This is a genomic window from Streptomyces sp. NPDC021093, from assembly GCF_044333135.1.
Taxonomy (GTDB): Bacteria; Actinomycetota; Actinomycetes; order Streptomycetales; family Streptomycetaceae; genus Streptomyces.
The window spans coordinates 28,138-54,106 of sequence record NZ_JBIRQJ010000021.1; the positions used below are offsets into that span (position 1 = coordinate 28,138).

Sequence of the window (25,969 nt, forward strand, 5' to 3'; positions counted from 1 at the left end):
GCACTGGGCGACGCCTCAGGCTCAAGCTCTTTTGGCTGCCCGCGAGTTGGGTCCGATTCTGCGGTTCTACCGAGCGGTGCACGGCATCAATCAGTCTGAGCTCGGCGCCCTGCTGGGCTACGACAAGACGATGGTGTCGGCGATGGAGCTGGGCAAGCGCCCCTTGAACGACACCAGTGCCCGCCGCCATGTCGCGGAGCGGCTGCGCATCCCTCCGCATGTCCTGGGCGTCACCGATCCCGCTGATGCCGACCACCGGGCGATGCTCCAGTTCGGGCAGTCCGCCGTGCGGCTTGCCGAGATCGCCCGCCAGGCAGGCCACGCCTCCGAGGCGGTTGCTGAACTGTGGCCGCTGGTGGCCCGGTTGGAGGCCCGCGTCGAGGACGGGCATGCCGAACGCGACGTGCTGCACCTGCTCGCCGAAGCCCGGGTCGGCCTCGGCGTCGCCCTGGGCAACGTGCTGCCCGAAGAACGCCTGCCCACGGCCGCGAGCTGGACTGGCCGAAGCCTGACGATCGCCCGCTACTTCGACGACCCGGCGTTCACTTCGCAGGTGCTGCGGATGCACGGCAACGAGCTCCGCAAGGCACACCTGACCGGGGCCGCCGTCCACCGGCTGCACCAGGCCGCGGCTCTCGCCCCCGACGACACCGCCCGAGCTGCGGTACTTCCTCTGCTTGCCCGAGCCGCCGGAGCTCTCCACGACGGCACCCTGTTCGACTCGGCAGTGCGTGAGACGGAACAGCTCCTGGAGCACACGGAACACACGTCGCTGTTCAACCCGTTCGCACTCCACGAGATCCGGCTGCGCGGCCTCGTCGCGACGGGACGTGCGGACGCGGCCATACGACTCGTCGACCACACCCCGGACGCGATGGGGACAGGTGCGCAGTGGGCGGTGATCGCCCGCATCACGAGTGCTCGCGTGCGGCTTCTCGGCGGTGACCGCACGGGGGCAGCGGACGCCCTGGCCATGGCGCTCGGAGAAGCGGTCCGCCAGCGTCTTCCGCACCAGCTGCAGCGCATCATCCGCGCAACTGCCGGCCGCCTGCCCGATGTGCGGGACACGGCGGGGGCGGCCCTTGACGGGATGCGGCGCGAGATGGCGGCGTAAGCCGTCCGCGCCCGGCGCGCTCACCGCGCGCCGCCCACCGACAAGGTCAGCCGTTCCAGAAGAACGGCCGCCTCCGAGCCGCTGAGAACGAAGTCCACGTCACCCTGCGGGGTGTCCACGTGCATGAGGCGCAGCGGGATACGAACCTCGCCGGTCCTGCCGTCGCACAGCACCTCCGCGTCTCGACGCGGGGACGCATGCCAGCCTTGTATTGCCACCGTTGCAGCCCTCCTCGGCTCCGATCAACGGGGCCAAACGGTAGGGCTGTTGAGACGAAGGAGGGGGGACAATCTGTCCCCCCTGCCCGCGCTGTCCCCTCGCCGTGTCTACCCGGGAGGGGTCACGTCGATCGCTTCAGCCAGATGCCCGGCTTCACCGCGCAGCGCCCGTGGCGCCTTGCGCCACAGCTCAGCAGCAGCCGACCGTGCCGACGGTGTGAACTGCACCGTCTCGGGCGAGATCCGGTGCGCCTTGGTCAGCACGTGCAACGCGGCGGTGGTGTCTCCGCGCTGGAGATGACCGCGCGTGATCTCCACCCACAGCCGTGACCGCCGCTCCACGGACGGCATGACATCGGGGTCCAGGTCGTCGGCAAGGTTCAGCGCCTTCGACGAGGACCGGAGGTCCGTCGCCACCGACACCGCGTGGAAGTCGACGTTCGCCCGCCCGAAGACCGTGGAGGCATGGACGTAGTTCTGCGGCAGAGACTTGGCGACCTCGTTGCCGGTGTCCCAGTAGCGCCAGGCTTCCCCGGCCTTGCCCTCGCGGGCGCTGGTGACCGCTGCGTGGAGATGAAGGGCTCCGTAGATGCCCCTCCAGTCCTCGGGTCCGTCGTCGAGGTGCGGGCGGAGCTGGGAGGCCGCGTCCACCACGATCCGCAGCGCCTCCCCCGGGTAGGCGGTCTCGCGCATGATGTTGCCCAGGTTCCATGCCGCACATCCGATCGCGGCCGGGTCGTCCGCGTCCCGGGCCGCGTCCACGGCCCGGTCGGCGACCAGCCAGGCCAGCTCGGGGGACGCCACGTACGCGGTCGCCTGACCCACCAGCCGGTAGACGTCCGAACGCACTACGTTCGCTTCACGCCTGGTCGCCCCGTCGGTGGAGCGCACCGCCTGCTCCGCGTCCCGGATCAGGTCGGGCAACAGCGCCCCCACCTCGGTCCGGTTGTGGCCCGAGGTGTGCCACAACCGCCACGACTGCTCGACCCGCCCACGCAGAGCGGCGACATCGACCGGCCCGGACTGTTTGGGCACCATGGCCCGTTCCATCACCGCCGACCAGATGGCCGGTACGGCCGGGTGACTCAGCCGGCCCGTACGGACCGGCTGCACAAGGGGAGCAGGGCCGGTGATTGCTGTCAGATCGCCCACGTCGAGTGCCCCTGCAATCCGCATCAGCAGTGTGAACGAGTCGAGGTCACGTTCACCTGATTCGATCTTCTTCAGCCAGTCCGGCCCTCTCCCGCACAAACCGGCCAGAACCGCACGGGACATGCCACGCGACTCCCGCAGGAGACGGATGCGCTCGTTCATCGGCAGGTCGTCGGGAAGGTCCACGCCTCAACTCCCTTGCGTCCACACGTTTTGCAAGGAAAGTACTCCTGGGTGGCGGGCCAGGTCACCGAACCGGATCAGTGGATGACTGTCACGCTGCCAGCACTTCGGATGGCGGCTTGCGCTCCCAGCCCATAAACCCGGCAGACGAGCTTGCCCCGTACGGCGCTCCTGCGCCCGTGCGGGATGTCCTCGGCAGGTACGTAGTGGAGGGTCCGCTCCCACAGTCCGAAGCGGTACTGCGCTTCAGGCCCGCGCCGCCCGGGAGGCGCACCGTCGGCGGGCGGATTCGAGGTAGGGGCGTACGCCGCGTCGGGGACCGGGGCAGGCCCAGGCGGTGATGTTGCCGAGGAACGCGGCACCCCACCAGGGCAGGACGAACAGGCCCGCGTAGTAGGACGGCCAGAACAGTGCCGCCGCGGCATAGCCGGAGAGCAGCGTGATGATCGGCGGGAGCCCGAAATAGATCCACCGAGGGCCTCGGCGGAGGGCCCGGACGGTGAGGCGCCCGGCGGCGAACGCGGTCAGGGCGAACGCGTTGAGGAAGGCGATGGCCAGGGCGGAGTCCATGACCGGAACCCTACTGAGCGGCCTCGGAGCGGTCCTACTCCGGCCCTACCGTCATGCCCTGGCGGCCGAGGCCGCAAGCATGGCGGAGGCCCCCGTGCATCGGCTTCGAGCGCGACGGGGGCCTTGTTACACCTCTTGGAAAGTGCCCATTCAGCGTTAACAGTGCGTAGTGGCGATGCCGAGGTGACCCGGATCTTCAAGGAGAAGGTCTCCACCCGCGCCGCCCGGCGCCCCGAGCTGGAGGCAGCCGTCCAGCTCGCCGGAGAGATCCGCTCCTCTGGCGTGCGCGTCACCCTCGTCGTCCACGAACACAAACGACTCGGCCGTGGCATCGAGCTCGCCCTGCTTGCCGAAGAGCTGAAAGCCAGCGACGTCGGCCTGGAGTTCCTCACCGGGGAACTCCAGGGTTCGCACGGCCCCTCGGGCATCGTGTTCACCGTACTGGCGGCCATGTCCGGCATGGAGCGCGAGTACATCCCCGACCGCACCCTCGAAGGCCACGAGTCCGCCCGCAAACGCGGCAAGACCATCGGCGGCGCGGGCGTCAGCGACGGCAACATGCTCTCCATGGCCCTCCATCTGCGGGAGCAAACGATGAGCCTGCGTGACATCGCCAAACGGCTCGTCATCACCACCGGCAAGAAGAAGGGCCGGCACCCCTCGCCCGCGACCGTCATGCGGATGCTGCGCGAACACGACGAGCAGACAGCCACAGCCGCTCCAGAGTCCACGGCCTGACCTGGGACTCAGCCCCTAGCGTTGCCTTTTCGGCGAGAACTGCATGGGACCCCTTCCGGGACCCGGCCGCCGCCGAGGATTTTGAGGACGACGACTGAAACGGACGGGGCTGGTACGGCTGGAACTTCTCCTTTCCCGCGCTGATCAGGGGACTTAACGTCAAGGACAGCCCGATGCCCTGGACGGAAGGTCCGGGTGCGGCGTCTGGGAGGGGCAGGTCTGCTGTGAGCGAGTACTTCTTCTACGTGGCCCACACGGGAGACGGGGCGAACGGGAACGGGGTGTCGGCCGTCGATCCGGCCACCGGCCAGGTGCACGTGACCGTGCCGCTGGGGGCCAGGGTTATCGACATCGCGGCCGCGCCGGGCGGGACGCTGCTGTACGCGCTGGTGGACGACCGGGCGGAGATCCGGGTCATCGACCTGACCGCCCTGGCGGTCGCCGCCTCCATCGACGCGACCGACAACGAAGGGGAAGCCCTGGCGGTCGCGCCCGACGGCAGCCGTCTCTATGTCGCCAGCAGGGGCACCGTGTCCGAGATCGACACGGACACCCGCACCGTGGTCCGCACCCTGACAGCGGGCACCGGCTACCGCTACCAGCAGTTGCTGGTCTCCGCCGACAGCAAGTACCTGTACGGGGCCTGGGGAAACTGGGTGGTCAAGTACGACCTCGCCACCGGTGACCACGTGTCCAGCGAGAGCCTGGGGTCGGTCGATACGATCGCGCTCTCCGCTGACGGCGGCCGCCTGTACGTCCCTTCCCCTGGTGACTCCTCCCGTCTGCGGGAGCTGGACGCCTCCACCCTGGCCACGGTCGAAGACTGGGAACTGCTCTCCACAGTGCCCCGGATCCTTGCCCAGACCGGCGGGCCGCTGATCGTGGCGTCCGACCGGCAGGCACATGTCGGGAAGGTGTGGAACGCCGAAAGCCGGGAGATCGCGGGCTATTTCAACGTTGCCATGGACATCCCCTTCGAATCAGGGGGCAGCGAATCTTTCCTGCCGATCGCGCTGTCGCCCGACGGCGCGACGGTCTGCTCGGCCACCGACAGCATCGTCATCGCCGGGCTGGAGCTGGGCCAGGATGCGAAGTACGTGCCGAGCTTGAACGGGAAACTGCCCGGCAGGGCGGTCGCCGTCATCACGGCCGCGCCCATCGGCGCCCACTCCACCCAGCTCGAAGACGGCAGCAGCACCCGCCCGTTGGTCCCCCTCCGCATCCCCGGCCTGACCACCCGCCTGACCACGGCCGACGGCGCCCCCATCAGCGGCGAACCGGTGCGCTTCACCTCCGCTGGCGGCCTCGACCTGGGCATCGCCACCACCGGCACCGACGGGCGGGTCAACCACACCGTTGACCTCTGGCTGCCGATCAACCCCGACACCCAGGCCATCGACACCAGTCGGCTCATCGGCCCCTACAAGGTGAGCTACTCCGGCAAGTCCGCCTACCAGGCCACCGAAACCGAAGGCACCATCACCCTCGACTGACCACCCCGTGGCCGCCGGTCCGCACAAGACCGGCGGCCACGGCTGAGCAGACATCGGCGGACGCCACTCAACTTGCCAGCGGCGGGAAACGCCCCTTCGTGCTGCCTGAGCACCTGCCGGATCTTCAAAGAACCTTCGTTACCTGAAGATCGCCCCACAGGGCCGCCCGAACTCCGTAGGGCGTTGAATAACCCCTTGAAAAACCCGGGTTATTCAACAATCCCTAACCACCGTTTTCTGGCATGATCCGGGGCCACGACGGCCCTCGAACCGGACCTCCTCGTCGCCGAACCACTCGTCCGCGCCGAGATCAAGATCGGATACGCGCGAGTCTCGACCAGCGGGCAGAAGCCGGAGCGGCAGCTCGACGCGCAATGACAGGTACCGCACCGGAATCCGACCAGCCTCCCGGTCAAGGCACCTGCCCCACTTGCCTTCATGCCCATGATCTCGTTACGGAATTTCGGTCTCAGCACGAGATCACGACAGAACTCGATGAGCAGTCCGCACCCCAGCACGCGTAAGTGACATCACAAGTCGTCGCGATTGATCATGCTCAGCGACTCCCGCATCCGCCTCGAAATGACTCCCGCTCAGAGGTTCTGGTCCACTTCGTGTGGTGCCAGCCTGGCGGGCTGCCCCGAGCTTCTGACGAAGGCGCCTGACCTGCGAGGTTCGGAGTCGCCCGCCGTTCGGCCACTGCGGCTTCGGCCGACTCCATACGAAGTGGACCAGAGCCCGCTCAGACCGCCACAGCCACCCTCTACAACCACATCCCCGACCTGCGCGAGCTGCGCACTGGCACCGTGCCCCGCCAGCTCGAAGTACCAGCGAGGTAGAGCAATTCCAGCAGCACATGCTGTACCGCAGCTACTTACACCCGGTGTGGTGGCGGGCGGGGTTGTCCGGATCGGGTCTCTTGTCAGGACCTGCCCCGGGGGCTGGGATGGGGCAGCACGGCAGGGCCGCCAGGGGGCAGGGGAGGGGTGTGCGGTGGCAGAACCGACGGTGACCGCGAGCAGAGAATGGTGGGGGTTCGAGCTTCATCTCAACAACGAGGCGGTGGAGTTACTGGACGACATCGACGAACTGGTTCAGAAGATCGTCGGGGAGATCCCCGAGGTCGGGGAGATCATCGCGGGGGCCCTGGAAATCCAGGCAGCCGTCATCAAGGCGGTCGCCAATGGCGGGGCGGTGAAGCTGGTCTCGCCGTGGATCTGCCCGCTGTGGCTGATCCCGATCCCGGAGACCCCGCCGGACTACAAGCTGTACTGGACCGTCTACGACCCCGACAACGGCTGGAGTGCGGACCAGCCGCTGCCACACGGCGAGAGCGTCATCGTCCCTGCCCTGGCCGACTCCGGCGGACACCTGCACTGCGTATACCGCGGGGGTGCCGGTGACGAGAAGGTGTACTGGACCGTCTACGACCCCGACAACGGCTGGGGCGACGCAACCGTGATCGAGGGGAACACCACCCGCTCCGGGCCGGCCCTGGCTGTCTTCCGGGACAAGCTGTACTGCGCCTACCGGGGGTCGGACAACGACTGCCTGTACTGGATCACCTATGACGGCTCGACCTGGAGCGCGGCCCAGTACTTCCCCCGGCACTTCTCGGCCTCGGGCCCGTCCCTGGCCGTCTTCCAGGACAGGCTGTACTGCGTACACCAGGGCTCGGGCGAGGACACCAACCTGTACTGGGCCGTCTTCGACGGCGACAGCTGGAGCGCGGACAACCGCTTCCCCAACCACATGACCCGCGTCGAGCCGGGCCTGTCCGTGTTCCAGGACCAGCTGCACTGCGTACACCGGGGCAATACCGACGACCGGAAGCTGTGGCACACGGTCTTCGACGGCGAGAAATGGAGCGAGGACCAGCCCATCGGAGCCGACTCCCGGGACGCGCCCGCACTCGCGGTCTTCCGGGACCACCTCTACTGCGTGCACGACGCCCACGACGACGACAGCATGTGGTGGACCACCTTCGACGGCACCAGCTGGAGCCCCGACCGCCAGTTCCCCGGCACTCACTGGAGCGGAGAAGGCCCCGGCCTGATCAGCTACCGCGACAAGCACGGCACCGCAGGCCACCTTCTGTGCGTCCACCGCGGCAACAGCTGACCCACCACCTGCCCCGTCCCTTGGGACACACGGTCCGCCACAGCAGGCGACGGACCGTATCCCCTTCGCTGCTGGGAAAGAACGCCCCGACGGTCAGGCGCCCAAGATCACGGCATGTCCGTTTCCGGCGAATCTTTCGCGGCTACGAGGTAAGGGGAATCCCAGCAAGATCGTTCTCACCCGCATTTCCTGTACCTCAGCTACTCACACCCGAACAAGGAGGGGCCGCGCAGGTCGTTCGCGACCTGCGCGGCCCCTCCTTGCCACTGGTCAGGTGGTGGGCGGTCGCAGCTGAACGACGTTGCCAGAGGTCGGGGCGGAGGGTTCCTGAGGGGTGTTCGTCTGGATCAGAACGGCGCTGGCGAGGGTGAGGTTCCTGATCAGTTGGCGGAGTTCTTCAATCTCAGCTCTCTGGTTTGCGATGGTCTTCTTGAGTTGGGTGACGGTTTTCCGGAGACGGATCTCGGATTCCGGAATTCCCTTGGTTTCCTTGCGGATTCGTTCGTAGAACTGCCGTGTGTCCGTGGCGTAATTCCGCTTCGGTTTCCGTTCCAGATTGCGGAATTCCTTGGACCGAACGAAGTCCAGCAGGTCCACATCGACCATGCCGTCAGGTCTGACGAACACCGGATCCCCTGGCCGCAGCCCAATCCGGGCCACCGCCTCCGGCAGGCCCTGTACGCCCAGGACCCCCTCCGCTGACGAGGCTCCCAACCGCCCAGGATCTGGAACTCGCACCACGTGCCACGCGCTCAACTGACGCCTCCTCTGACGCTTGAACACGCGCAATCATCAAGGAAACGACTACTTCCGCGGCGTGATGGTCGGCGACGGCCACCGCCCCGCGGGCAAAGCGCTGCGCGACGCCCAGGACGAGGCCGGTGTCCCGCCTGGCGTCTGGAAGGGCGAGGGCCTGGCTGCGGTCGGCCTCAAGACCGGGGATGTAGTGACCGAGCGGCAGGCGGAACTTCTCCTGGGGGAGGGCCGGCACCCTGACGCCGACCGGATCGAGCGCGAGCGCCTCCAGGCGGGCGACGATCCGGTGAAGGCCCGGCGGGCGACCGTGCTGGGCAGGCCCATCGAGCACAACCGGTCACCGAAGACCGAGAAGGCCAAGGAGCGGACGCCCTGGTTTGGCATGGACCTCACGTTCCGGCCGCCGCCGACGGCACACATCGCGTGGGCGCTGATGGATGACGGACACCGACGGGTGCTGGAGCTGTGCCAGGACATCCCCGTGGCCAAGACGCTGGCGTGGGTAGGCAAGGCGGTCGCGCAGATCCGGTGGGGGAGCGGCGGAAAATGCCGCGAACCGATCCGCGACGGCGGGCTGATCGTCGCGGTGTTCCGGCACCACGAGTCCAGAGCTGCCGAGTCGAGGCCACTGCTTCACGATCATGCGGTGGTGTCGATCCGCGCCCGGCGGCCGGGCGGCAAGGGGACGTGGGTGTAGGTTCGTGTTTCCGCTGTCCCTTTCTCATTGACGGTGGCCCCTGTCCGGCCCAAGGGACAGCGCGGTGAGACATACCCCTGGTCCACAAGCTTAGGAGCGGGGTCGAATCCCTGTTCCAGGTGTGGGATCAAGCTGGGTGGTGCTGTCCGCCGCGATGGAGCCCAAGATGCCCTGGGTGTTCAAGAAGGACCCGGTGCAGACGGCCCGCGACCGGAACTGAACGGCGGTACCGCCTCCGCGCCGCCGGTGCCGTGTCCGGCTCGGGCCGCGGGCATGTTGACGGCCGGGCGGCCGTTCTCGGCGAGTACCACGATGGCGTCGTCCTCGCTCAGGGACAGCGGCGCGGTCTTGGCGGGATTGAGGAAGATGCCGTAGGTCGGAGGTTCGTCGCGGCGCCGCGCGATGCGGTAGCCGATGGCGGTCTCTCCCTGTTGCCGGGCCGCCTCGATGACTGTTGCGAAGTTCGCCGGGGTTTCCGGGAAGAGGTAATTGGTGGCCGGCTTGAGGTAGATCTCCGATCCCGCCGGATCGAAGAGATCGGTGAATACGGCGTAGAGGTGGCGGTCCTCGATGAGTTGGGTCAGCAGAAGGCTGATTATCTTGGTGCTGACGATGAAGTCGTCCGCCTTGGTGACCTGGGCGATCTCGCGGTTGGCGTCGTTGTTCATCTCGGTGACGATCGAGTATGGGCTGCCGTACGGGATGGCGATGTCGCGGAGGTGAAGCAGCGTCACCAGGGTGTGGGAATCGGCCGATTCGGGGTCGATGTCGTCTCCTTCGGTCAGGACGATGATGTTGCGGTAGCTGTCCAGTCCCAAGGACTCCAGCGATGGCCGGAGGGTGGGTTCGCAGGGTTTGTAGCCCACGGTGAGGTTCTCCAAGTGTTCCTGGAGGTCGTTCTCGGGGCGTTGAGTGGCCGCGATGTCGATATGCGATCCGGGCTCGACCAGGCAGTCCAGCAGCGTGATGATCTTTGCCGAGCGGGAGTTCCAGCCGATCATGAGCGTGCGGTCGGGTGTCGGGGGCCGGCCGGGGGCGGAGGTGATCGCCGAGCCGACGATCGTGGGCCGGGCGTCTGCCAGCCGGATGAGTAGGTCGTCCTCGGCCAGGACGAGTACCTCGTCATCGCGGGCGATGACCGTGTTCATCGGCGGGTTGACCAGGGACTCACCGTTCTTCCTGCGCAGTCCGACCGGGATGCCGAGGTCGAATCGGTTGAGCGCCTCCCCGTACGTGGTACCGGCCAGCCTGGTTACGGGGTAGGGATACAACTCGTTGCCGACGAAGCTGAGCATTTCGTTGAAGACGGTGGACAGGCCGGTCTGCCGGTGCGACTGCACGATGAGGCGCACGGCGATGTCGTCGACGTCGATCACCAGGGCGTCTTCGCCGGCGGCGAGGCGGGCAGCCGCCAGATTGGGCGACCTGCGCACGGCGGCAACGATGTTCGGGCGCGGGCCGTTCCACGACCGGTTGTTCAGGAGCAGCAGAGCTTTGATGACGTCGGTGTCCCCGTCGTCCGCGACGGGCGGCAGCACCATGATGGACTTGGCTGTGTCCAGGCTCACCAGTTCCAGATCCGCCCGCTGGAGTGGGCTGCCGCAGCGGCAGATCACCCGTGTGCGTCCGGTGTCCGGGATCCTTCTGCGGATCTCGTCCTCCATCTCGACCTTGTCGCGCTCGGTGAGGATCACGACACACGAACGCCGCTCGCTCTGGTTGGCCTCGACCAGCTCCGCGATCACCGTGAAGACTTGTTCCGACCAGCCGAGCACGACGGTGTGCCCGCGCTCGATCAGCCGGGACTTGCCCCGTCGCAGTTCGTGGATCCGGGCCTCCAGGCCGGCGGTCAGCACACTGATGAGCGCGCTGACGATGAAGATCCCGCCGACGGTCGCGGCCAGCATGAGACCGAGGAACAGCCGACCTCCGGTATCCCCGCCCATCGTGCCGGGATCGAGCGTACGCAGCAGGCTCATCCAGGCCACGCCCAGCCAGCCGCCGTTCTTCTCTGTATCCGCGTCGGTGAACGCAACCACGAGAGCCGTCACCAGGACGATCAACATGACGGAGGCCAGCACCAGCCAGCCGATCAAGGCTTGCGTCCCCCGGTCCATCGTCCCGTCGAACCAGTACCGCAACCGCTCCCGCAGCCTCGCGCGCACTCCCGCAGACCTTCCCTCCGCTGCCGGTGGCCCTCCCCTAAGCACTGTCATCCCTACCGTCGACACGATCACTTAAATCGCGAGGACACAGGGGGTGCAGGGGACCGAGGGGGCGCAGAGGTGCACACAGCAGGGGATGAGCCGAAGGACTCCCCGCTGCCACCGCCCCTGATCATGGTGGTCTTCAACGGGGGCGAGAAGGCCGGGTCGGGCGCTGTGCCCACCCGGCCGCAGCCGAACTCGCCGCACTGCGCACTCGATGCCGAGTCTTCACGGCCCCAGGTGTTGCCGCAACTTCCCTTCAGCGGGGCGTCAAGGTCGAATGTGGACCTGGGCCGGAAGGCCAAGATCGTGAGACGGGATGCCGTGGCCCACGAATGAGACGAGACGAAAACATGCAGGCTGCTTCAACGGAACGGGACACTCCGAATGGGGATCTACAGCAACCAGCCCAGGCGGGGCCGGGGGAGCGGCACGCGGAGCACTGCCCGGCCGACGCCATATGAGCCGAATCTATGAGCGATGACCTAGTGATCCCTGCAGAGATGGTGGCTGCACAGCTGCAGGCGGAAGAGACACTTGCCGCGGTGGGAGCGTGGACGGACAGCGACTCGGACACCATGGCCGAACGCTGGACGGCCACTCACGCGGCGACGGCACGCGCGCACGAGCTGCGGGCACCGCTGGTGGCCGAGCATGGGTCCTGGACGTTCACCGCTGCTCTGGGAAGGGCCATGCAAGAAGCTAGGCCGCCGCAGGGATAGGTGAGCTGCCGCATGCCCGGCGGCGCGCCCGCTGCATGGAGGCACCCGCCGGGCGCCACCGCAGCGGCACCCCAACCCGGCGAACCCCCGGGCGAGCAGCGCTCAGATCCAGTCGTCGGGCCAGCCCGGGCGAGCAACGAACTCCTTGGTGGGCAACTCCAGCCTGGCCAACGCTTCCGGTGTGGAAGAGGCCTCGGCGATTGCCCGTACGTACTCCACGTCTGCGGTGGCCAGGGTGTGCTTCTCGCCCTCGTCGTCGACGGCCAGGAGCAGTCCGTATCCGTCGGGCACCGGGGTGAGAGCAGCGGCGCGGCAGACCCTGCGGTAGTTGGCCGCACCGCCGAGATCCTCGGTGGCGGCGAAAGCACACTCGCGGGGTGTGAACATCAGCGGCCAATCAGTGGAATGTGGATTGGGAACACTCGTCTCATAGGACTCCGTTAGGTCTGTTGTCGCCCTCTTCGTCTGGTTCGGCGGGCGGATGGCAGCGGGCGGTGGCAGGTGGTGCAGATGTCGGTCCAGCACCTCAGCATGTCCTGGAGGGTGTGGAGGACTTGGTAGAGCGTGAGTCCGGCTCGGGTGCTTTTGGGGAGAGCCGTTGTTCGGTGAGGAAGGTGTGGGCTGCGGTGACGAGGGTGACGTGGTGGTGCCGTCCGGGCCAGGAGCGTCCCTCGAAGTGGTCCAGGCCCAGGTCATGTTTGAGTTCTCGGTAGTCGTGCTCGACACGCCGGCGGAGCTTGGCCCAGTGCATCAAGTTCTCCAGCCCGGTATCGGCGGGAAGGTTCGAGAACCAGTACTCGGTAGGTGCTTCCGATTCCGTGGGCCGCTCGGCCAGCAGCCACAGGTCGGGCAGGAGGCCGTCCCGCCGGCTCTGTTCGGCCGAGGCCCGGGCCCTGAGCGGTCGGACGATGGAGTTGCCGGCCGGGCGGACGCGCAGGGCCGCGAAGTGCGAGCGCATCGGACCGCGAGAGCCTTGTTGCCAGGTGACCGCGGTGAAGGCGCGGCGCCCCGGACCGGCCGCATGAGCGGCCACGGTCGGCGGGGTCTGACGGTAGCGGGGCTGAGGCCAGCAGCCGTTGGCACCCTTGCGGGCGGGTGTCTCGGGCACCGCGTCGAGGGGATGGGCCGTGACACCGGAGCCGATGGACAGCACATGGTCCAGGTCACGGTCGGCGAGATCTGTTCGGAACGTGGCGTTGGTCCCGTAGGCCGCGTCGGCGAGTACGACGCGGGGCGAGACGCCCCAGACGGTGAGCTCGTCCAGGATGTCCAGGGCGAGCCGCCATTTCTCGCGGTGCACGATGTCGGCCGGCACTTTGCACACCGTGCGGCGGCCGGTGTCGTCGGCCCATTCCTTGGGCAGGAACAGGCGCCGTTGCAGGGGGCAGGACGCCACGGCGGTGACCGCGTGGACGCTCACCGCGACCTGACAGTTGGCCCGCTTGCCCAGGGCGCCGCAGTACTGCGGGGCGACACCGGCCGGCATCCGGCCGTCCTTGGGAAAGGACACGTCGTCGACCACCCATGCCTCGGGGCCAATCAGCGCCGTCATCCGCTCGGCGAGCCGCCGTTGCACCGGTAGAGGGGTTCCAGGTGGACTGATTCACGAACTGCTGCAGGTTCTGCTCGTTGCCCTCCGCGAGCCGGTCGGCCATCGCCTGGATGGACTTGCGGCGCCCATCCAGCATGAGCCCGCGCAGATAGCGGTCCCCCTTCGCGCGCTGGTCCCGCCTCGGGACCGACGCGAACACCGCCGCTACGAAGTCCACCAACTCGGCACGAATATCCTCAACTTGCTGCCTGTCCACACTCCCAACGTGCTCCCGATCAGCGAGAACAGGAAGACCTAACGGAGTCCTATTAATGCATCAAAACGCCCGCACGCCACCCACAACCTCACTCGCCGACGGCTGTGCAACCGATTCCGCAACGTCACCCGGATCCGTGGCTGCCCACGCCATACGCAGGGGGCCAGCCCCCTGCACCCCCGGCCACCCTGCTGAGGGGGCGGCTCCCACCGCAGCCAAGTGGGTGGGGAGGGTGGAAGGGGCGCGGGAAACCCGCTCACACCGTGACGACGCAGGCGCGGTTCTGAGTACCACCCGTAACAGCACTCCACAGGCCCTGCCGTACTCGTCGTGGAGAGGGCTGAAGGGGTTCTCCCGGCGCCTTTCCTCCTCGGATCGGCCATCAGCCGGAGAAGGTCGTCGTGCCAGCAGGTCAGCTCCCCGGCCCGGATCCGCAGCGCCTCGTCGAATTCCACCCCCGATTCGGCTCGCCTCGGTGGAGCCGCTGACGGCCGCCCTAGCCATGCACGTGGTGTGCGGGGCGGACGCCACAGGTCGGTGGCGGTCGCGGAAGAGGTGGCCGATCGCCTGCGCGCCGCCGGGTTCGGCGTGGAGACTGAGCACCACCACATCGACCGGCCGCTCCTACCCGTGAGCTGGCAGCCGACCCTGACTGTGCACGAGCTGGCCGCGCTGCGGCTCCTCGCGCGCGGTCTGTACCATCTGGAGATCGCCACCGCGCGGGTATGCCCGGAGACGGCGGGCCGTCTGCTGTACGGGGTACGGGGTACGGGGTACGGGTCGGGCTGCGGGCGCGGACGCTGCCCTACGCGGTCGCCTGCGGGTACGAGATCGGCGTCCTCCGGCCGGGGGCGTCGGGAGAAGGCGGGGGAGGGGCGGCCGGTGGCCGCTGACGAAGTCGGCCAACGCCCATACCGCCGAAGCGGGTAGCACAGGGTCCCTTCCGGGGGCGAAGTCCTCCGCCAGGGCGTCGCTGGTTGCCTGTGCGCCTGCACTTGTTGATCACCTTCGTGGTGGCGGTCACGGGGGTACTCGCGGGAGCCATGCTGGGCCTGGTCGTGTCCGGCCGGATGATGTCCCTGATCTGTGCCGTGGTCGGCGGGGGCCAACTGCCCGGCAGCCGTAGCGTCTGGGGAATGGCGACCTTCAGAGGAGCCGCACCCAGCTCCGTTGTTCCTACGTCAGGAATGCTTGAAGGACCCTTGTGCGAACTGCGAGTTCGCTAACTTCCCGGCCTTGGGCAAAGGCCCCCGTACTCGGCGGCCTGTCCGCCGGACACGGCCTGCACCCCCGACCATCCCCCTCGGCGCCGGGGCCACGATCGACACCGAGGTCGGCACCCTCACCGCTGAGCCAGCCGTTTCGCAGTGCCCTGACCGATTCCGCTGAATACGGCGTAGCGCAGCTCCGAGGTGACCCTTCCGCGGCTGCTGGTGAGCCACAGGCTGCCTGGTTCGGGGAGCATCTCCGAGAACACCAGCCTGCCGTCGCCGGCTGCCTTCGCCAGATGAGAGACCTGGCGCACCAGCAGCGGACTGTCGAGATCGCAGTACAGGGGCTTCACTTCCTGGGGAAACTTCACGAATACGTGCCGGGGCATACCGCGCGCCGTCCGCAGGTGCTGCACGGCCCGGAACCCCTCGTACCAGTCCTTGCCACCGTGGCACGCCGAGGCGGGCACGCCCCACATCGCCCGCTGGAGTACCACCCTGCCGTGCACCAGGCGCGGCAGATACTGCCGTTCGCCCAGGGGAACGGGCAGGCCGTCGACCCGCTGTGGGAACGAGAAGATGGCGAATGGATTCCGGTTCCGTACCCCCTGCCAGTACAGCGGCGGCGATGTCAGCCGGAGGCCACGGTTGCTGTCGGGACGGTGCAGCCGCAGGCCGTGGGGCGTGTCGCTGACCATCAGCTCGTGCAGCCGCACTCTTTCCGGCGCGGGCGCCGGTGACCGGTCGCCTGCTTCGATATCCAGGCAGGGCATCCGCACACGTGCGTAATGCTTGGTGCGGTGCCGGTGTGTCACATCGGCAAGATCCTCGTCGGGGCGGAGGAGCGGCCGGTATGCCGCTGCCACGCGTTCTCCCAGTCCGCCGTCTGCACCCATGGCCGCATCCACCCAGGGTGCGAACAGGCTGTGCGATAGTCCTTCCTCGGCCGCATGCAGGTCACCGACGACCGCCAGAAATTCCCCTCGCTCCAGCGCCTCAGGCCCATCGGCCGCGATCATCAGGTCCGGATTGCACACGGCGGGCAGGGAACTGTCGGCCAGCGCGGAGGCCTCCACGATTGCGTCCTGGGTGCAATGGTGTACGGAGCATGTGCCCTCGGCTGGCGCCAAGAGCTGTTGCAGCTTCTCCGCCTGTGCGGCCATCTCCGCATCGATCGCGTCGTAACCCGCGGACAGCTCGAGATCGTCGCGCAAGCAGGCGCTCACGAAGTCGGATACCGTGACGCTCGCCCCGATGCCGAAGGCACCGCAGAACCAGTCCCGCATCCTTCTCTGCATGGCATGCAGCCGGGCCCTCGGCTGCGCCATGAAGATGTCGTATACGAAGGCGAGTTCACGCTCGATCAGTTCGCTGACGGGCTGCCCCAGGACCATGGCACCGTATTCGCTGTCGCAGTCCTCATTGAAGACCGTGCGGTCGCCGTAGGTGACGCCCGCCGCGCGATGCGGCAGCTCACCGGTCGCGGCGGTGAAAACCGTCTCGACAGCTGCCGCGGCTGCGGCCCGGCTGGCCTCGTCGTCGGCCGCCGCCAAGGCGTCGAGCGACGATGCCATGGCCACCACATGCCGCTCGGCCTTCCGATTGCCCACCGCCACCGCGCAATTGCGCAGCAGAGGGATGGAGTCGTGCACTCCGTAGGGAAGCTCAGGCCCGAGTGCGACTGCCCCGAATTCCTCCAAGGTCCGCAGGATTCCCACGAGGTCGGATTCAGCCAGCAGCGTGCCGCAAGCCCGCTCATACGCACGGCGGATGTCTGCCACGGATCTACTGCCGTCGCACCACCCCAGCACCCGTTCCTCGGCCTCGGACAACCGGCGCCGGGTCACTGCGATGACCGCGTCGGGAAAGCGGGTGTGCCGCTTCGTGAAGTCGTACTGCACGACGTGCACGTCACGCTCTGCCACGGCGCAACCCGCAGTCACGCGCGGCCGCCACAGGTGTTGCGCCGCTGTGCCAGCGCCGCTCAGGAGCGATGCCTGTATCCGCTCTGCCGCCCAGTGCGACAGGCGTACATGTCGCCGTGGTGTGCCGCTGCCGATGGTGATTCCGACCCGGTCGGTACGCAACTGCGCGGTCGTGATCGGCCCTACGTGGCTGGTGGTCTCATTCTTGGCGCAGTAGCGCTGGAGCATTCTCGCCAGCGTATCCGTGCGCTGTCGGTCGCTCGTGTTCCAGCCTTCCGCGGTCCGCACGCGCCGCTCCAGCCATGGCGCCAGAATCCGCCACAGGCCCGGGTTGGCGAACTGCACCGCGTCCCGTAGCCCAGGTTCGGCATGGAAACGGTCGATGACCGCCTCGGTGCCCTTGGCCAGCTCGGCGTCGTACACGGCGTGGATAAGGGCGTCGTCGCCGGCCTCGTGCAGTGCCGCCACAGTTGCCCCGGAGCTCAGTTCGGTCAGCCAGGACGCCGGATATCCGGCCGAACGAACGACGACGACTGGAAGGGACCGCCACAGCGATGACGTAGCCTCGGTCATGCTCTCCTCCAAATCCGGTGCCTACCTCAAGACCACGCCACAGGGAGCCGGTGTGCGCAGTAGAACCCGGTGTCCTCGCCGAGCAGGATCTGTTCCGATGGCACGGCGAGGCGCAGCCGGGGGAAACGATGGAAGAGGGCGGGAAACGCAACGCGCATTTCGAGCCGGGCGAGGTTCTGGCCGATGCACTGGTGCATTCCGTGTCCGAAGGCGAGATGCCCCGCCGAGTTGCGCCCGACGTCGAGACGGTCGGGGTCCGGGAACCGCTCCGGGTCCCGGTTGGCCGCCGGCAGGGAAACGGTGACGGATTCGCCCGCTCGCACGGTCTCCCCCGCCAGTGTTACGTCCTCCAGCGGAGAACGCGGCACGCCGAAATGGAAGATCGTCAGGTAGCGGAGCAATTCCTCGACCGCCGTGTCGGCCAGCGTCGGGTCCGCCACCAGTCGTGAGCGCTGGTCCGGGTGACTGAGCAGCGCGAAGACCCCGAGGCTCAGCGAACCCGCGGTCGTCTCGTGGCCCGCCGACAGCAACAGCGTCCCGACTCCGGCAATTTCCGGGATGGACAGTTCGCCGTCCACGGCCAGCACGCTGAGTAGATCCTCCCCCGGCTGGCGTGCTTTGTGCGCGGCCAGTTCGGCGAGTATGGCTTCCAGATCGGCTACAGCACGTGCCGCCTGCTCCGCCGTCGCCGTCAGGCTGAACATGGTGGCACTGTTGCGCTGGAAGTCCCCCCGCTGGGAATACGGGACTCCCAGCAGCTCGCTGATCACCAGGGACGGGATCGGCAGCGCAAACGACTCCACGAAGTCACAGGGGTCTCCGGCCGCGGCCATCGCGGTCACGTGCTCGGCCACGACTTCTTCGATCCGTGGCCGCAACGACCTCATGCGGTGCACGGTGAACGCCCTCGCCAGCCGCCGGCGGATGCGGGTGTGTTGCGGCGGATCCATATCGACCAGCCAGCCGGGCAGCGCCTCGGCGCCGTAGAACGGGTCCAGGCTCCGGCGGGCCACTGGAACCCGCTTCAGCTCGGAGCGCGCGCTGAACCGCGGGTCTGCCAGGACCTTCCTGGCCAGGTCGTAGCCGGTGATCAGCCAGCCGAGGTGACCGTCCGGATAGCGCAGTCGGCAGATGGGTGAGTGCGCGCGCAGCCCGGCCAGTTCCAGCGGCGGATCGAACGGGTTGGCCCTCTTGGTGGGCAGGGTGGTGGGATGGTCCGCTGTCGTCATCTGCGTATCTCCCCGTGCAGAAATTCTCCGAGCCGCAGCACACCCGTTCTGATCTGCTCTGGGGTGAGATAACTGCACGACAGTCGGAGCATGTCGTTGCCGCCGGGTCCCAGGTGGAAGTGAGCCATCGGCGTCCACAGCACGCCGTAGGAGTCGGCTGAGCGGGCGAGCAGGGCATCGTCGACCGGGATGCTCAGCCGCATGCGTACGAAAAGGCCGCCCGCGGGACGGCTCCACTCCACCCCGGGAGGCAGTCCCGCTTTCGCCAAGCGGTCCAGACCGTCCAGCAGGAGTGCGAGATTCCGCCGATAGGTCGCGGAGAGCGCACGGCAGCGGTTTGCGAGGGAACCGCCGTGCTCCAGCAGCATTCCGCCGATCACGGCCTGCGACAGCGGCGGTGTGTTCACGGTGACCATGGACTTCAGCCGGGCGAGCTGACCGGCAAGCAGGGTGCTGCCGCCATCCGCGGTGCGCACGGTCTGGTCGGCCACGACATAGCCAATGCGGGCGCCGGGAAAGCACACCTTCGCGAAGGTGCCGAGGTGGATGACCCGGCGATTGCGGTCGAGCGCCTTGAGCGGTGGCAGCTCGTCGCCAGGGGCGGCGGTGAATCCGTAGACGTTGTCCTCGAGTATGAGGAAGTCCTCCGCCTCGGCCAGTTCCAGTAGCCGTTCGCGCTGGTGCCTGGGCATGCGGTTGCCGCCGGGATTGGAGAAGTCCGGGGCCACGTAGCAGAGGCGAATACGCCGGCCGGCGTGCCGGGCCGCCCGGCAGGCCGCCCGCAGCTGCTGTAGCCGCAGCCCGTCGTGTCCCTCGGGCACGGGCACGGTTTCCACGTCGAGCAGCCGGGCGGCCCCCGTGATGCCCACGTAGCAGGGGTCCGCCACGGCCAGGAGGTCGTCGGTGGAGCGGATCAGAGCACGCAGCACCAGAAGCATCGCCTCCTGTGCCCCTACGGTGACGACCACGGCCCGCTCCGGGGCATCGGACCGCGTGGTCGCGTCGGAGCAGCTCGGCGATCAGGCCGTTGATCAGACCGCTGCTGGGCCCGTACTCATACAGCAGGCGGCGGTCGGTCGACGGCGGATGGCCCAGCTCCGTGACCGCGTGCCGGACGAAGCGGCTCAGGTAGCGCTCGATGTCGAGGCCCGCGTACGTGTCGGGGTGGGGTGCGCCGGGTGCGAAGGAGATCGCGTCCGGATGCCGGCGCATCACTTCGTTGAGGAACTCCACGGAGCTCAGTACCGGGTCACTGAGTGAAGCGTGCAGTCGTGCTCGGGTGAGTTCAGCCGTGGTGTGCGGTGCAGGTCCGCTCACGGCCGGGCCCAGCGGCGCTCGATACGGTCCAGCACGTCCGCGCTGTAGATGCGCTCCGCCTGCACCACCGCGAACTCGGCGAGGTAGGAACGAAGCGCTTCCCGCGGCTCCTCGGCCAAGGACAGCATGGCCCGGTTGGCCGCCACCGCTGGGCTGGACAGTTCCGCCACCGCCTGGTCCACGGCGTCCGTGAGCCGATCAGCGTGCACCACTTTGTCACACAGCAGCTCGGCGTCGGGCTCGCCGGCCCTCAGTGCACGTCCTGACAGCAGGATCTGCCGTGCGATCCGGCCGCCGGTGAGCCGGGGGAGACGCAGGTTGCCGAGGCCGGGGACGATGCCTTCGTTCGCCGCGGGCAGGCTGAAGAGCGCCCCTTCTTCCGCGAGCACCCGGTCGGCCGCCAGCAGCAGCTGCATGCCGCCGCCGATGGCGAAGGAGTCGACTGCGGCGACCCAGGGCTTGTGCACCGCGGACGGTGCGCGCCATCCGGATTCCGTGGGCATGAGCCCGTGCATCAGCTTGTTGACGTACCCGAGCTCGCGGCCGAGCAGGAAGTCCAGATAGGAGATCTCGCCATTGCGCAGGGCCTTGAGGTTGATTCCGGCGCTGAACACGCGGCGCCCTTCGTAGCGAGGATGGTCGACTACGCCGCCACGCATGACTCCCACGCTGACCCGCTCGTCGAGGAGGGTCAGGTCGACCGCGGTCTCCATGTCAGCAATCAGCTTGTTGTCCTCGGCGTTGAGGCAGTGACGGTTCTGGAAGGTGATATGCATGGCGCGGCCGAGGCGCTCCACCCTTACGGTGTCCAGTTCCAGCAGGTCGTGGCGGCGGAGCCAGTCCAGATGGCCGAGGGAGCCCGGCGCCGGCTGCAGCATGGTGTCGATCAGGTGGGTGCCGGCCGCCGGGGAGTGCAACAAGGCGCCGAAGAAGACGCCGAGATCGATCTCGTGTCCTTCCTTGTGTGCCTGGATGCGGCCGCGATCCTCGGCCAGCTGGGCGGGGGATGGCAGCACTCCTGGGAAGTGGGTCTGTGCCCGCTGCACCAGATCCGGCAGCCGAGGCCGCAGTGCGCGGCCGTTGGTGAGCGCGTCGTAGACCTGTGTGGAATAGCGGGTCAGGAATGTGTGGCGGGCAGTGCGGCGTGCCTCGTGGAGAGCTGTCGCCCTCTTTGTGTGTTCCGGATTGCGAGCAGCGCGGGGCGGCAGTGCGCTCAGGAGCCGGTCGGTGCTGCGGCTGTAGCGCTGCAGCGTTGCTCGGTCCGCGTCGATCCGGCCAGTCAGGACGGGCATGGCCGGCAGGGAGCCGGCGGGGAGGGCGGGCGATACGGAGGTCATGGCTGCTGGTCCTCGTCGCCGTCGCCGACCTTGGCGAGTCGGCGCAGTTCCCGGTCGCAGGCAGCCAGGTGCGCGCCGAGTGCGTCCTGGAATTCAGCCGTCGGTGCTTCCAACAGGAGTTGCCGGCGCACGGCCAGTTCCCGGTCGGAGATACGCCCCATCAGTACGACGGCGGTATGGGCGGCTCCGGCCAGGTCTTCGCTGAGCTGGTCGAGGAGGCCCAGCTCGTGGGCGCGTTGGGCACCGAGGTCGTCTCCCCACATAACGATCTGTCGAGCACGGGTGGTGCCCAGTTGCTGAGCGAGTCGGTAAACGGCCATGCCGGGCCAGAAGTGTCCGTCGTTCACCGGCAGCAACAACTGCAGACCGGGGCCGCCGATCCGGAAGTCGCTGGCTAGGAGCAGGTCGAGCGCCGGACCTCCGCAGACCCCCTCCGCCGTGCAGACGATCATCGCTGGCAGCCGCTCGAGGCGGCGGACAGCGCGCTCCCAGCGATTGACTTCGCGCACGCCAACATGTGTCGGCCACGGCCGACGGCGGGCCGGCGTCGGCAGCAGACTCAGCCGCAGCACGGTGTGCTCCCCCGGGTCCTCCACCTGATCGCAGGCCGCGTTCAGCCGCGCCGTCAGCTCGGGCAGGGGGCACGTGCCGTCCATATCCACCCGGAGACAAAGCTCGTCAGAGGTGTGCTCATGTTCGCTGCTCGGTCGCACCGCGGCAACCTCCTTACGGCACCTCACCACCGTGCAAGTGCCATTTCGATGGTTGATCCCGGACCCATGGTCATCAGGATGCCGATATCTCCTGGCGTCACCTTTCCCTCGTCCACCAGCCGTCGGTACGAGAAAAGAAATGACCCGCTGGACAGGTTGCCGTGGTCACGCAGCACTCCGGTGGTGTGCCGGACATCGTGGCGGCTGAGTCCCAGGTTGACGCGCACAGCGTCCACTACCTTCTTGCCGCCGGCGTGCACCACCCAGTGGGCCACACCGGACCGGGGCACATCGGTGCTCTCCAGCAGCTGTCCGAGGGCGGCTTCCGCGTGGGCACCGACCACGTAGGGCACCTCGGGATCGAGGCCGAAGCTGAACCTGTGCTGTTCGTCGTCCCAGTCGTAGCGCATGGCGTCGACGGCCTCGGGAATGGTCCGGCTGCTGAAGCGAAGCAGCTCCGGCCCGGCCTGAGCGGAGCCGGGCCCGCCGCTCATCACCGCCGCCGCAGCAGCGCCGTCGCCGAACAGGCTGTTGACCACGGAGGTGCGTAAGGTGCCGTCGAAGACGTAGGCAGCGGAGCACACCTCGATGCACACCATGACCGCGAGCTCTCCAGGGTGGCTTTGAGACCATGCGGCCACTGCTGTCATCGCATTCAGCCCGGCGTTGCAGCCCATGCCGACGATGTCGAGGCGGGCGCAGGTGGTGCTGAGGTTCATGTCCTTCAGCAGCAGGGCGGAAAACCCTGGGGTGAGGAATCCGGTCGAGGTGACACAGCACAGCAGGCGTACGTCCGTGACCTCGTGACCGGCGTCGGCCAGGCAGGACAGCACCGCTTCCCGGCCCAGCCGGAGGCCCTCTTCCGTGTGTTTGGCCAGTAGTTCGCCCTGGGTCTCGGCCGTGTCAGGACGGTCGGGCAAGGATGCCGGCAGTGTCAGGCCGCGCCGCTCAATGGCGTTGTTGAGGAAGATGGACCGGATCGCCGGATCGGAGACTTCGAGTCGTTCCAGTAGCTCCGCTTGGCTGTAGGAGACGGATGGCACCGCGGTTCCGACTCCGATGAGCCGGGCGTGGCGGCTCATCTCCTCGTGCCCCTGGCCCTGCGGGGTCACGACAGATAGTCCTCGGCTGATCCCTCGCGGACCGTATCGAGAGTGAAGCAGTGGAATCCGCCGCCGAACAGGCGGCGGTGCCGGTGCCGGACAGGCACCACCGTAAAGGCGTGCTTCTCCAGGGTGCGCATCAGCTCCGGGCAGGCATCGTTGACCAGCACGATCTCCGGGGATACGGACAGCACGTTCAAGTCGATGAAAGGGCTGGCCAGGACGAGGTCGCTGCCGTCGTACGTCGGGAAGTGGTTGGCATCCGGGGCCGGCGGGACGATCAGATCCCATGAACGCAGTGGCTCGGGCAGCTTGTCGCGGACGGTGGCCGAGCGGACGAGGAGTGTGCCGGGCCGCAGCGCGAGCACCATGCTGTCTATGTGGCTGTCGCTGAGCCGCTCCACCCGGTGTATGCGGAATCGCCCTTGCAGATGGCGTTCCAGCCAGTCGCAGCCAAGGGCATGGTTGGCGGTGGTGACGTTGACCACCAGGTCCCGGCCGAGCCTGAGCACCTGTGCAGCGTCGATCATCATCTCGGTGCCGACGTCGTAGCAGGAGGGCTGCGGGTCGCTGATGGGCTCCGTCGGGCCGCCCACAGTGCTAACGCGTGCGTACGACAGGTCGAAGGAGGCGTCCGTCATCAGGGGACGCGGCATCACCGTCCAGCGCGCTCCTTGTTCGAAGTAGCGCTGAAAGACGGGCTTGAGGAACTGCGTTTCGAAGTAGCGGGAGCGGATCATGGGCGACGTCTCGATGATCTCGTCGCCGACGATGAGCGTGTTGTCCCGTACGTTGAGCGGGGGCACGACCGACGCACTCCAGGCGGGAGTGCGGACCTCGACGGTGTTCGCATCCAGGTCCATCGGACGGTGCACCGTCACCCCGAGCGTGGTGAGTGCGTCCACGATGCCGGCCAGGTCCTCGGCCAGCTCCTCCACATACTTCTGCTTGATGGGGACCGTTCCCCTGGACGGCGGCCTGTCCCGGCCTCGGGCCGTGAGCCGGGGGTAATACCACTCAGAGCGGGTCGAGTTGTCGCCGGCGATGTTGTCATGAAAGAAGAGGTCGAACGACAGCTCCCGTTGATGTGACGCGTAGGAAGTGGCCGAGCCCACCACCACCTCCTTGAGCGGTGACCAATCGTCGAAGCTATTGAGCAACATCATGAGAGCTCCATCGATCTCGTCCTGGGCCACGCCGCCGCGGCCGTGCGGAGGTAGCGCTCTGGCGGACACCGCCCTGAGGCAGCCGTTCATGTGCAGGATTCACATGCCGCTCCCGTCGGCGCCATCAGTGTTGGACACATGCCGAACCGAGAGAAGGACGCGTCGACGGCGACCTGATGGGTTTCGGCCATCCCATTGCGGCACAATGGGTGCGCTTCCGGACACAGATCGGTCCCGCGGCGACAATCGAGAAACGCGGAAGGTGCGGCCATCAACTGGCCGGATCAGCATCTCCTCACTATTCCACTTCAGCCCCTCCGGATGCTGTCCGTAACTCATCCCCGAGGGGTTGTGCGGCGCTCCTTGCGGCTCGCAGGATGACTATCCATCCGGGACGTTGCTACCGCTCGGACGTCGAACTGACCGTCCGCGCAGACGCATCCGACAGTCGAGTGCTCTGCGGCGATGACATGTATGTACCGCGTCGGTGCGTCATGGTCGGCCTTTCTCCTCCGCTCAGCGATGGGGCCCGCACGGGTCCTGATCCAGGTGGTCTGCGCGCGACTCAACACCTTCAGTCAGGGACGACTCAGGAGGACGCAGAGTGATACCCCAGATACAGCTGCCGGGGCCCGCGGCCGGATGGACGTCAAAGGACCTGGAAACGGTCGCCAACGACATCGGCGGCATCTGTCGGCGCGAAGGCTATTTGTTCGTCCACAACCATGGCATTCCCGATGAACTCATCAAAGACGTCTACGCAGAAACGCAGCGGTTCTACCAGTTGCCGCCGGAACAGAAGAGCAAATACGACGCCACCGAGAAGTCCCAGTTTCTGGGTTATCGCGGCCTGGGAAGAGAGCGGAGCCGCACTCACAGCGGCACCGAGGCATGCGAGCAGTACCGGGTCGGGAACACAACACCTGATCTCGCACTGCTGGAATCGGTGGGCTTCTATCACGAGCACTTCCCGAAGTCCATGGAGCTCTTCGAGTATCTGACCATGCTGGGTGACGGAATCCTCGCCGCGTGTGCACTGGACCTGGGTCTGGCAGCGGACTTCTTCACCGGATACCTCGGCACACCGCTGCACCGTCTCGGCCTCAACTACTACGGCGCGAGTCACCTGTCCAAGGTTTCCTCGAAGGTGAATTACGCGATGTCGCCGCATATCGACCTATCGCTGCTGACCATCCTTGACCAGGATGAACCGGGACTGGACGTACGGGACACCGACGGCAAGTGGCGGCAGGTGCCGAGCGTGGACGGAGCGTTGTTCGTGTTCCTTGCCGACTACGTACAACGCTGGTCGAACGGCCTCCACAGGGCTGCCCCGCACCGGGTGAGCGCGGTAGACCGTGACCGGATGTCGATCCAGTACAAGCACCGCCCCGACTACGGCGTCGTGGTCGCGCCCCTGGAGGCACTCACCGGCCCGGCCAGTCCCCCCAAATACGCGCCGCTGGACACCGGTTCCGACTATGTGGCGGTGCTGAGGTCGATCCTCGGCAGGTGATCAAGACCTTCTGGTGTGTGTGCAGCGCACCCATTCCGCCCACGGACGAGCGCCAAGGGCACCTCGACGACAGAGAGTGCAGGGCCACAGTGAACGCTCT

Annotated in this window: 18 protein-coding genes and 2 pseudogenes; 6 read left to right on the forward strand and 14 right to left on the reverse strand. The window is 67.5% G+C overall.

The genetic code is table 11. The features are described from left to right. Positions 1-76 precede the first annotated feature (76 nt). Entirely contained in the window at positions 77-1,114 is a 1,038-nt protein-coding gene (locus ACH4SP_RS42220; protein WP_398423765.1) for an XRE family transcriptional regulator, read from the forward strand. A gap of 20 nt (positions 1,115-1,134) precedes the next feature. Here the strand turns inward: ACH4SP_RS42220 and ACH4SP_RS42225 are convergent, their stop codons facing one another. The 3 genes from ACH4SP_RS42225 to ACH4SP_RS42235 form a co-directional block, all read right to left on the reverse strand. Continuing rightward, positions 1,135-1,332, reverse strand: a complete 198-nt coding sequence (locus ACH4SP_RS42225; RefSeq protein WP_398423767.1) for a hypothetical protein — start codon at positions 1,330-1,332, stop codon at positions 1,135-1,137. Positions 1,333-1,440: 108 nt separating this feature from the next. Further along, a complete protein-coding gene (locus ACH4SP_RS42230) occupies positions 1,441-2,670 on the reverse strand; it encodes a helix-turn-helix domain-containing protein (protein ID WP_398423769.1) in 1,230 nt (409 codons plus the stop codon). A 243-nt stretch (positions 2,671-2,913) separates the two neighbouring features. After that, positions 2,914-3,237, reverse strand: coding sequence for a hypothetical protein (locus ACH4SP_RS42235; RefSeq protein ID WP_398423771.1), 324 nt, complete (start codon positions 3,235-3,237; stop codon positions 2,914-2,916). A 162-nt stretch (positions 3,238-3,399) separates the two neighbouring features. Between ACH4SP_RS42235 and ACH4SP_RS42240 the strand changes: the two genes are divergently transcribed. From ACH4SP_RS42240 to ACH4SP_RS42250, 3 genes are all read left to right on the forward strand, one after another. Beyond that, positions 3,400-3,975, forward strand: a complete 576-nt coding sequence (locus ACH4SP_RS42240; protein ID WP_398423773.1) for a recombinase family protein — start codon at positions 3,400-3,402, stop codon at positions 3,973-3,975. Positions 3,976-4,199: 224 nt separating this feature from the next. Next, positions 4,200-5,468, forward strand: coding sequence for a hypothetical protein (locus tag ACH4SP_RS42245; RefSeq protein WP_398423775.1), 1,269 nt, complete (start codon positions 4,200-4,202; stop codon positions 5,466-5,468). A 993-nt stretch (positions 5,469-6,461) separates the two neighbouring features. Continuing rightward, positions 6,462-7,589: a hypothetical protein gene (locus ACH4SP_RS42250; protein ID WP_398423777.1), complete on the forward strand. Its 1,128-nt coding sequence runs from the start codon at positions 6,462-6,464 to the stop codon at positions 7,587-7,589. 270 nt (positions 7,590-7,859) lie between these two features. Here ACH4SP_RS42250 and ACH4SP_RS42255 read toward each other — a convergent pair whose 3' ends face one another. Continuing rightward, positions 7,860-8,345 carry a hypothetical protein gene (locus ACH4SP_RS42255; RefSeq protein ID WP_398423779.1) on the reverse strand — a complete coding sequence of 162 codons (486 nt, stop codon included), beginning with the start codon at positions 8,343-8,345 and terminating at the stop codon, positions 7,860-7,862. Positions 8,346-8,409: 64 nt separating this feature from the next. On the opposite strand from ACH4SP_RS42255, the pseudogene mobF reads away from it, so the two are divergent. Next, a pseudogene (mobF, locus tag ACH4SP_RS42260) lies at positions 8,410-9,036 on the forward strand (MobF family relaxase); the annotation flags it as partial. A 185-nt stretch (positions 9,037-9,221) separates the two neighbouring features. On the opposite strand, the gene ACH4SP_RS42265 reads toward mobF, so the two are convergent. The 10 genes and pseudogenes from ACH4SP_RS42265 to ACH4SP_RS42310 form a co-directional block, all read right to left on the reverse strand. Further along, positions 9,222-11,207 (reverse strand): potassium transporter TrkA, encoded by a 1,986-nt coding sequence (locus ACH4SP_RS42265; RefSeq protein WP_398423781.1) that lies wholly within the window; start codon positions 11,205-11,207, stop codon positions 9,222-9,224. A gap of 866 nt (positions 11,208-12,073) precedes the next feature. Then, the gene (locus ACH4SP_RS42270) at positions 12,074-12,358 is read right to left on the reverse strand and encodes a hypothetical protein (protein WP_398423783.1); all 285 of its coding nucleotides are present in this window, start codon (positions 12,356-12,358) and stop codon (positions 12,074-12,076) included. Positions 12,359-12,497: 139 nt separating this feature from the next. Beyond that, a pseudogene (locus tag ACH4SP_RS42275) lies at positions 12,498-13,779 on the reverse strand (IS701 family transposase). 1,342 nt (positions 13,780-15,121) lie between these two features. Then, on the reverse strand, positions 15,122-17,488 hold the full coding sequence (locus tag ACH4SP_RS42280; protein ID WP_398423785.1) for a lantibiotic dehydratase: 2,367 nt from the start codon (positions 17,486-17,488) through the stop codon (positions 15,122-15,124). A 26-nt stretch (positions 17,489-17,514) separates the two neighbouring features. Then, positions 17,515-18,717, reverse strand: a complete 1,203-nt coding sequence (locus tag ACH4SP_RS42285; RefSeq protein WP_398423787.1) for a cytochrome P450 — start codon at positions 18,715-18,717, stop codon at positions 17,515-17,517. Further along, positions 18,714-19,685: a PLP-dependent aminotransferase family protein gene (locus ACH4SP_RS42290; RefSeq protein ID WP_398423789.1), complete on the reverse strand. Its 972-nt coding sequence runs from the start codon at positions 19,683-19,685 to the stop codon at positions 18,714-18,716. Before ACH4SP_RS42290 ends, ACH4SP_RS42285 begins: the two co-directional genes overlap by 4 nt. A 345-nt stretch (positions 19,686-20,030) precedes the next feature. Then, the gene (locus tag ACH4SP_RS42295) at positions 20,031-21,371 is read right to left on the reverse strand and encodes an enoyl-CoA hydratase/isomerase family protein (protein WP_398423791.1); all 1,341 of its coding nucleotides are present in this window, start codon (positions 21,369-21,371) and stop codon (positions 20,031-20,033) included. Next, positions 21,368-22,084, reverse strand: coding sequence for an enoyl-CoA-hydratase DpgB (gene dpgB / locus ACH4SP_RS42300; protein ID WP_398423793.1), 717 nt, complete (start codon positions 22,082-22,084; stop codon positions 21,368-21,370). Before dpgB ends, ACH4SP_RS42295 begins: the two co-directional genes overlap by 4 nt. 23 nt (positions 22,085-22,107) lie before the next feature. After that, on the reverse strand, positions 22,108-23,166 hold the full coding sequence (gene dpgA / locus ACH4SP_RS42305) for a 3,5-dihydroxyphenylacetyl-CoA synthase DpgA (protein WP_398423833.1): 1,059 nt from the start codon (positions 23,164-23,166) through the stop codon (positions 22,108-22,110). A 26-nt stretch (positions 23,167-23,192) separates the two neighbouring features. Further along, positions 23,193-24,383, reverse strand: a complete 1,191-nt coding sequence (locus ACH4SP_RS42310; RefSeq protein ID WP_398423795.1) for a glycine amidinotransferase — start codon at positions 24,381-24,383, stop codon at positions 23,193-23,195. A gap of 574 nt (positions 24,384-24,957) precedes the next feature. On the opposite strand from ACH4SP_RS42310, the gene ACH4SP_RS42315 reads away from it, so the two are divergent. Continuing rightward, positions 24,958-25,869, forward strand: coding sequence for a 2-oxoglutarate and iron-dependent oxygenase domain-containing protein (locus ACH4SP_RS42315; protein ID WP_398423797.1), 912 nt, complete (start codon positions 24,958-24,960; stop codon positions 25,867-25,869). Positions 25,870-25,969 lie beyond the last annotated feature (100 nt).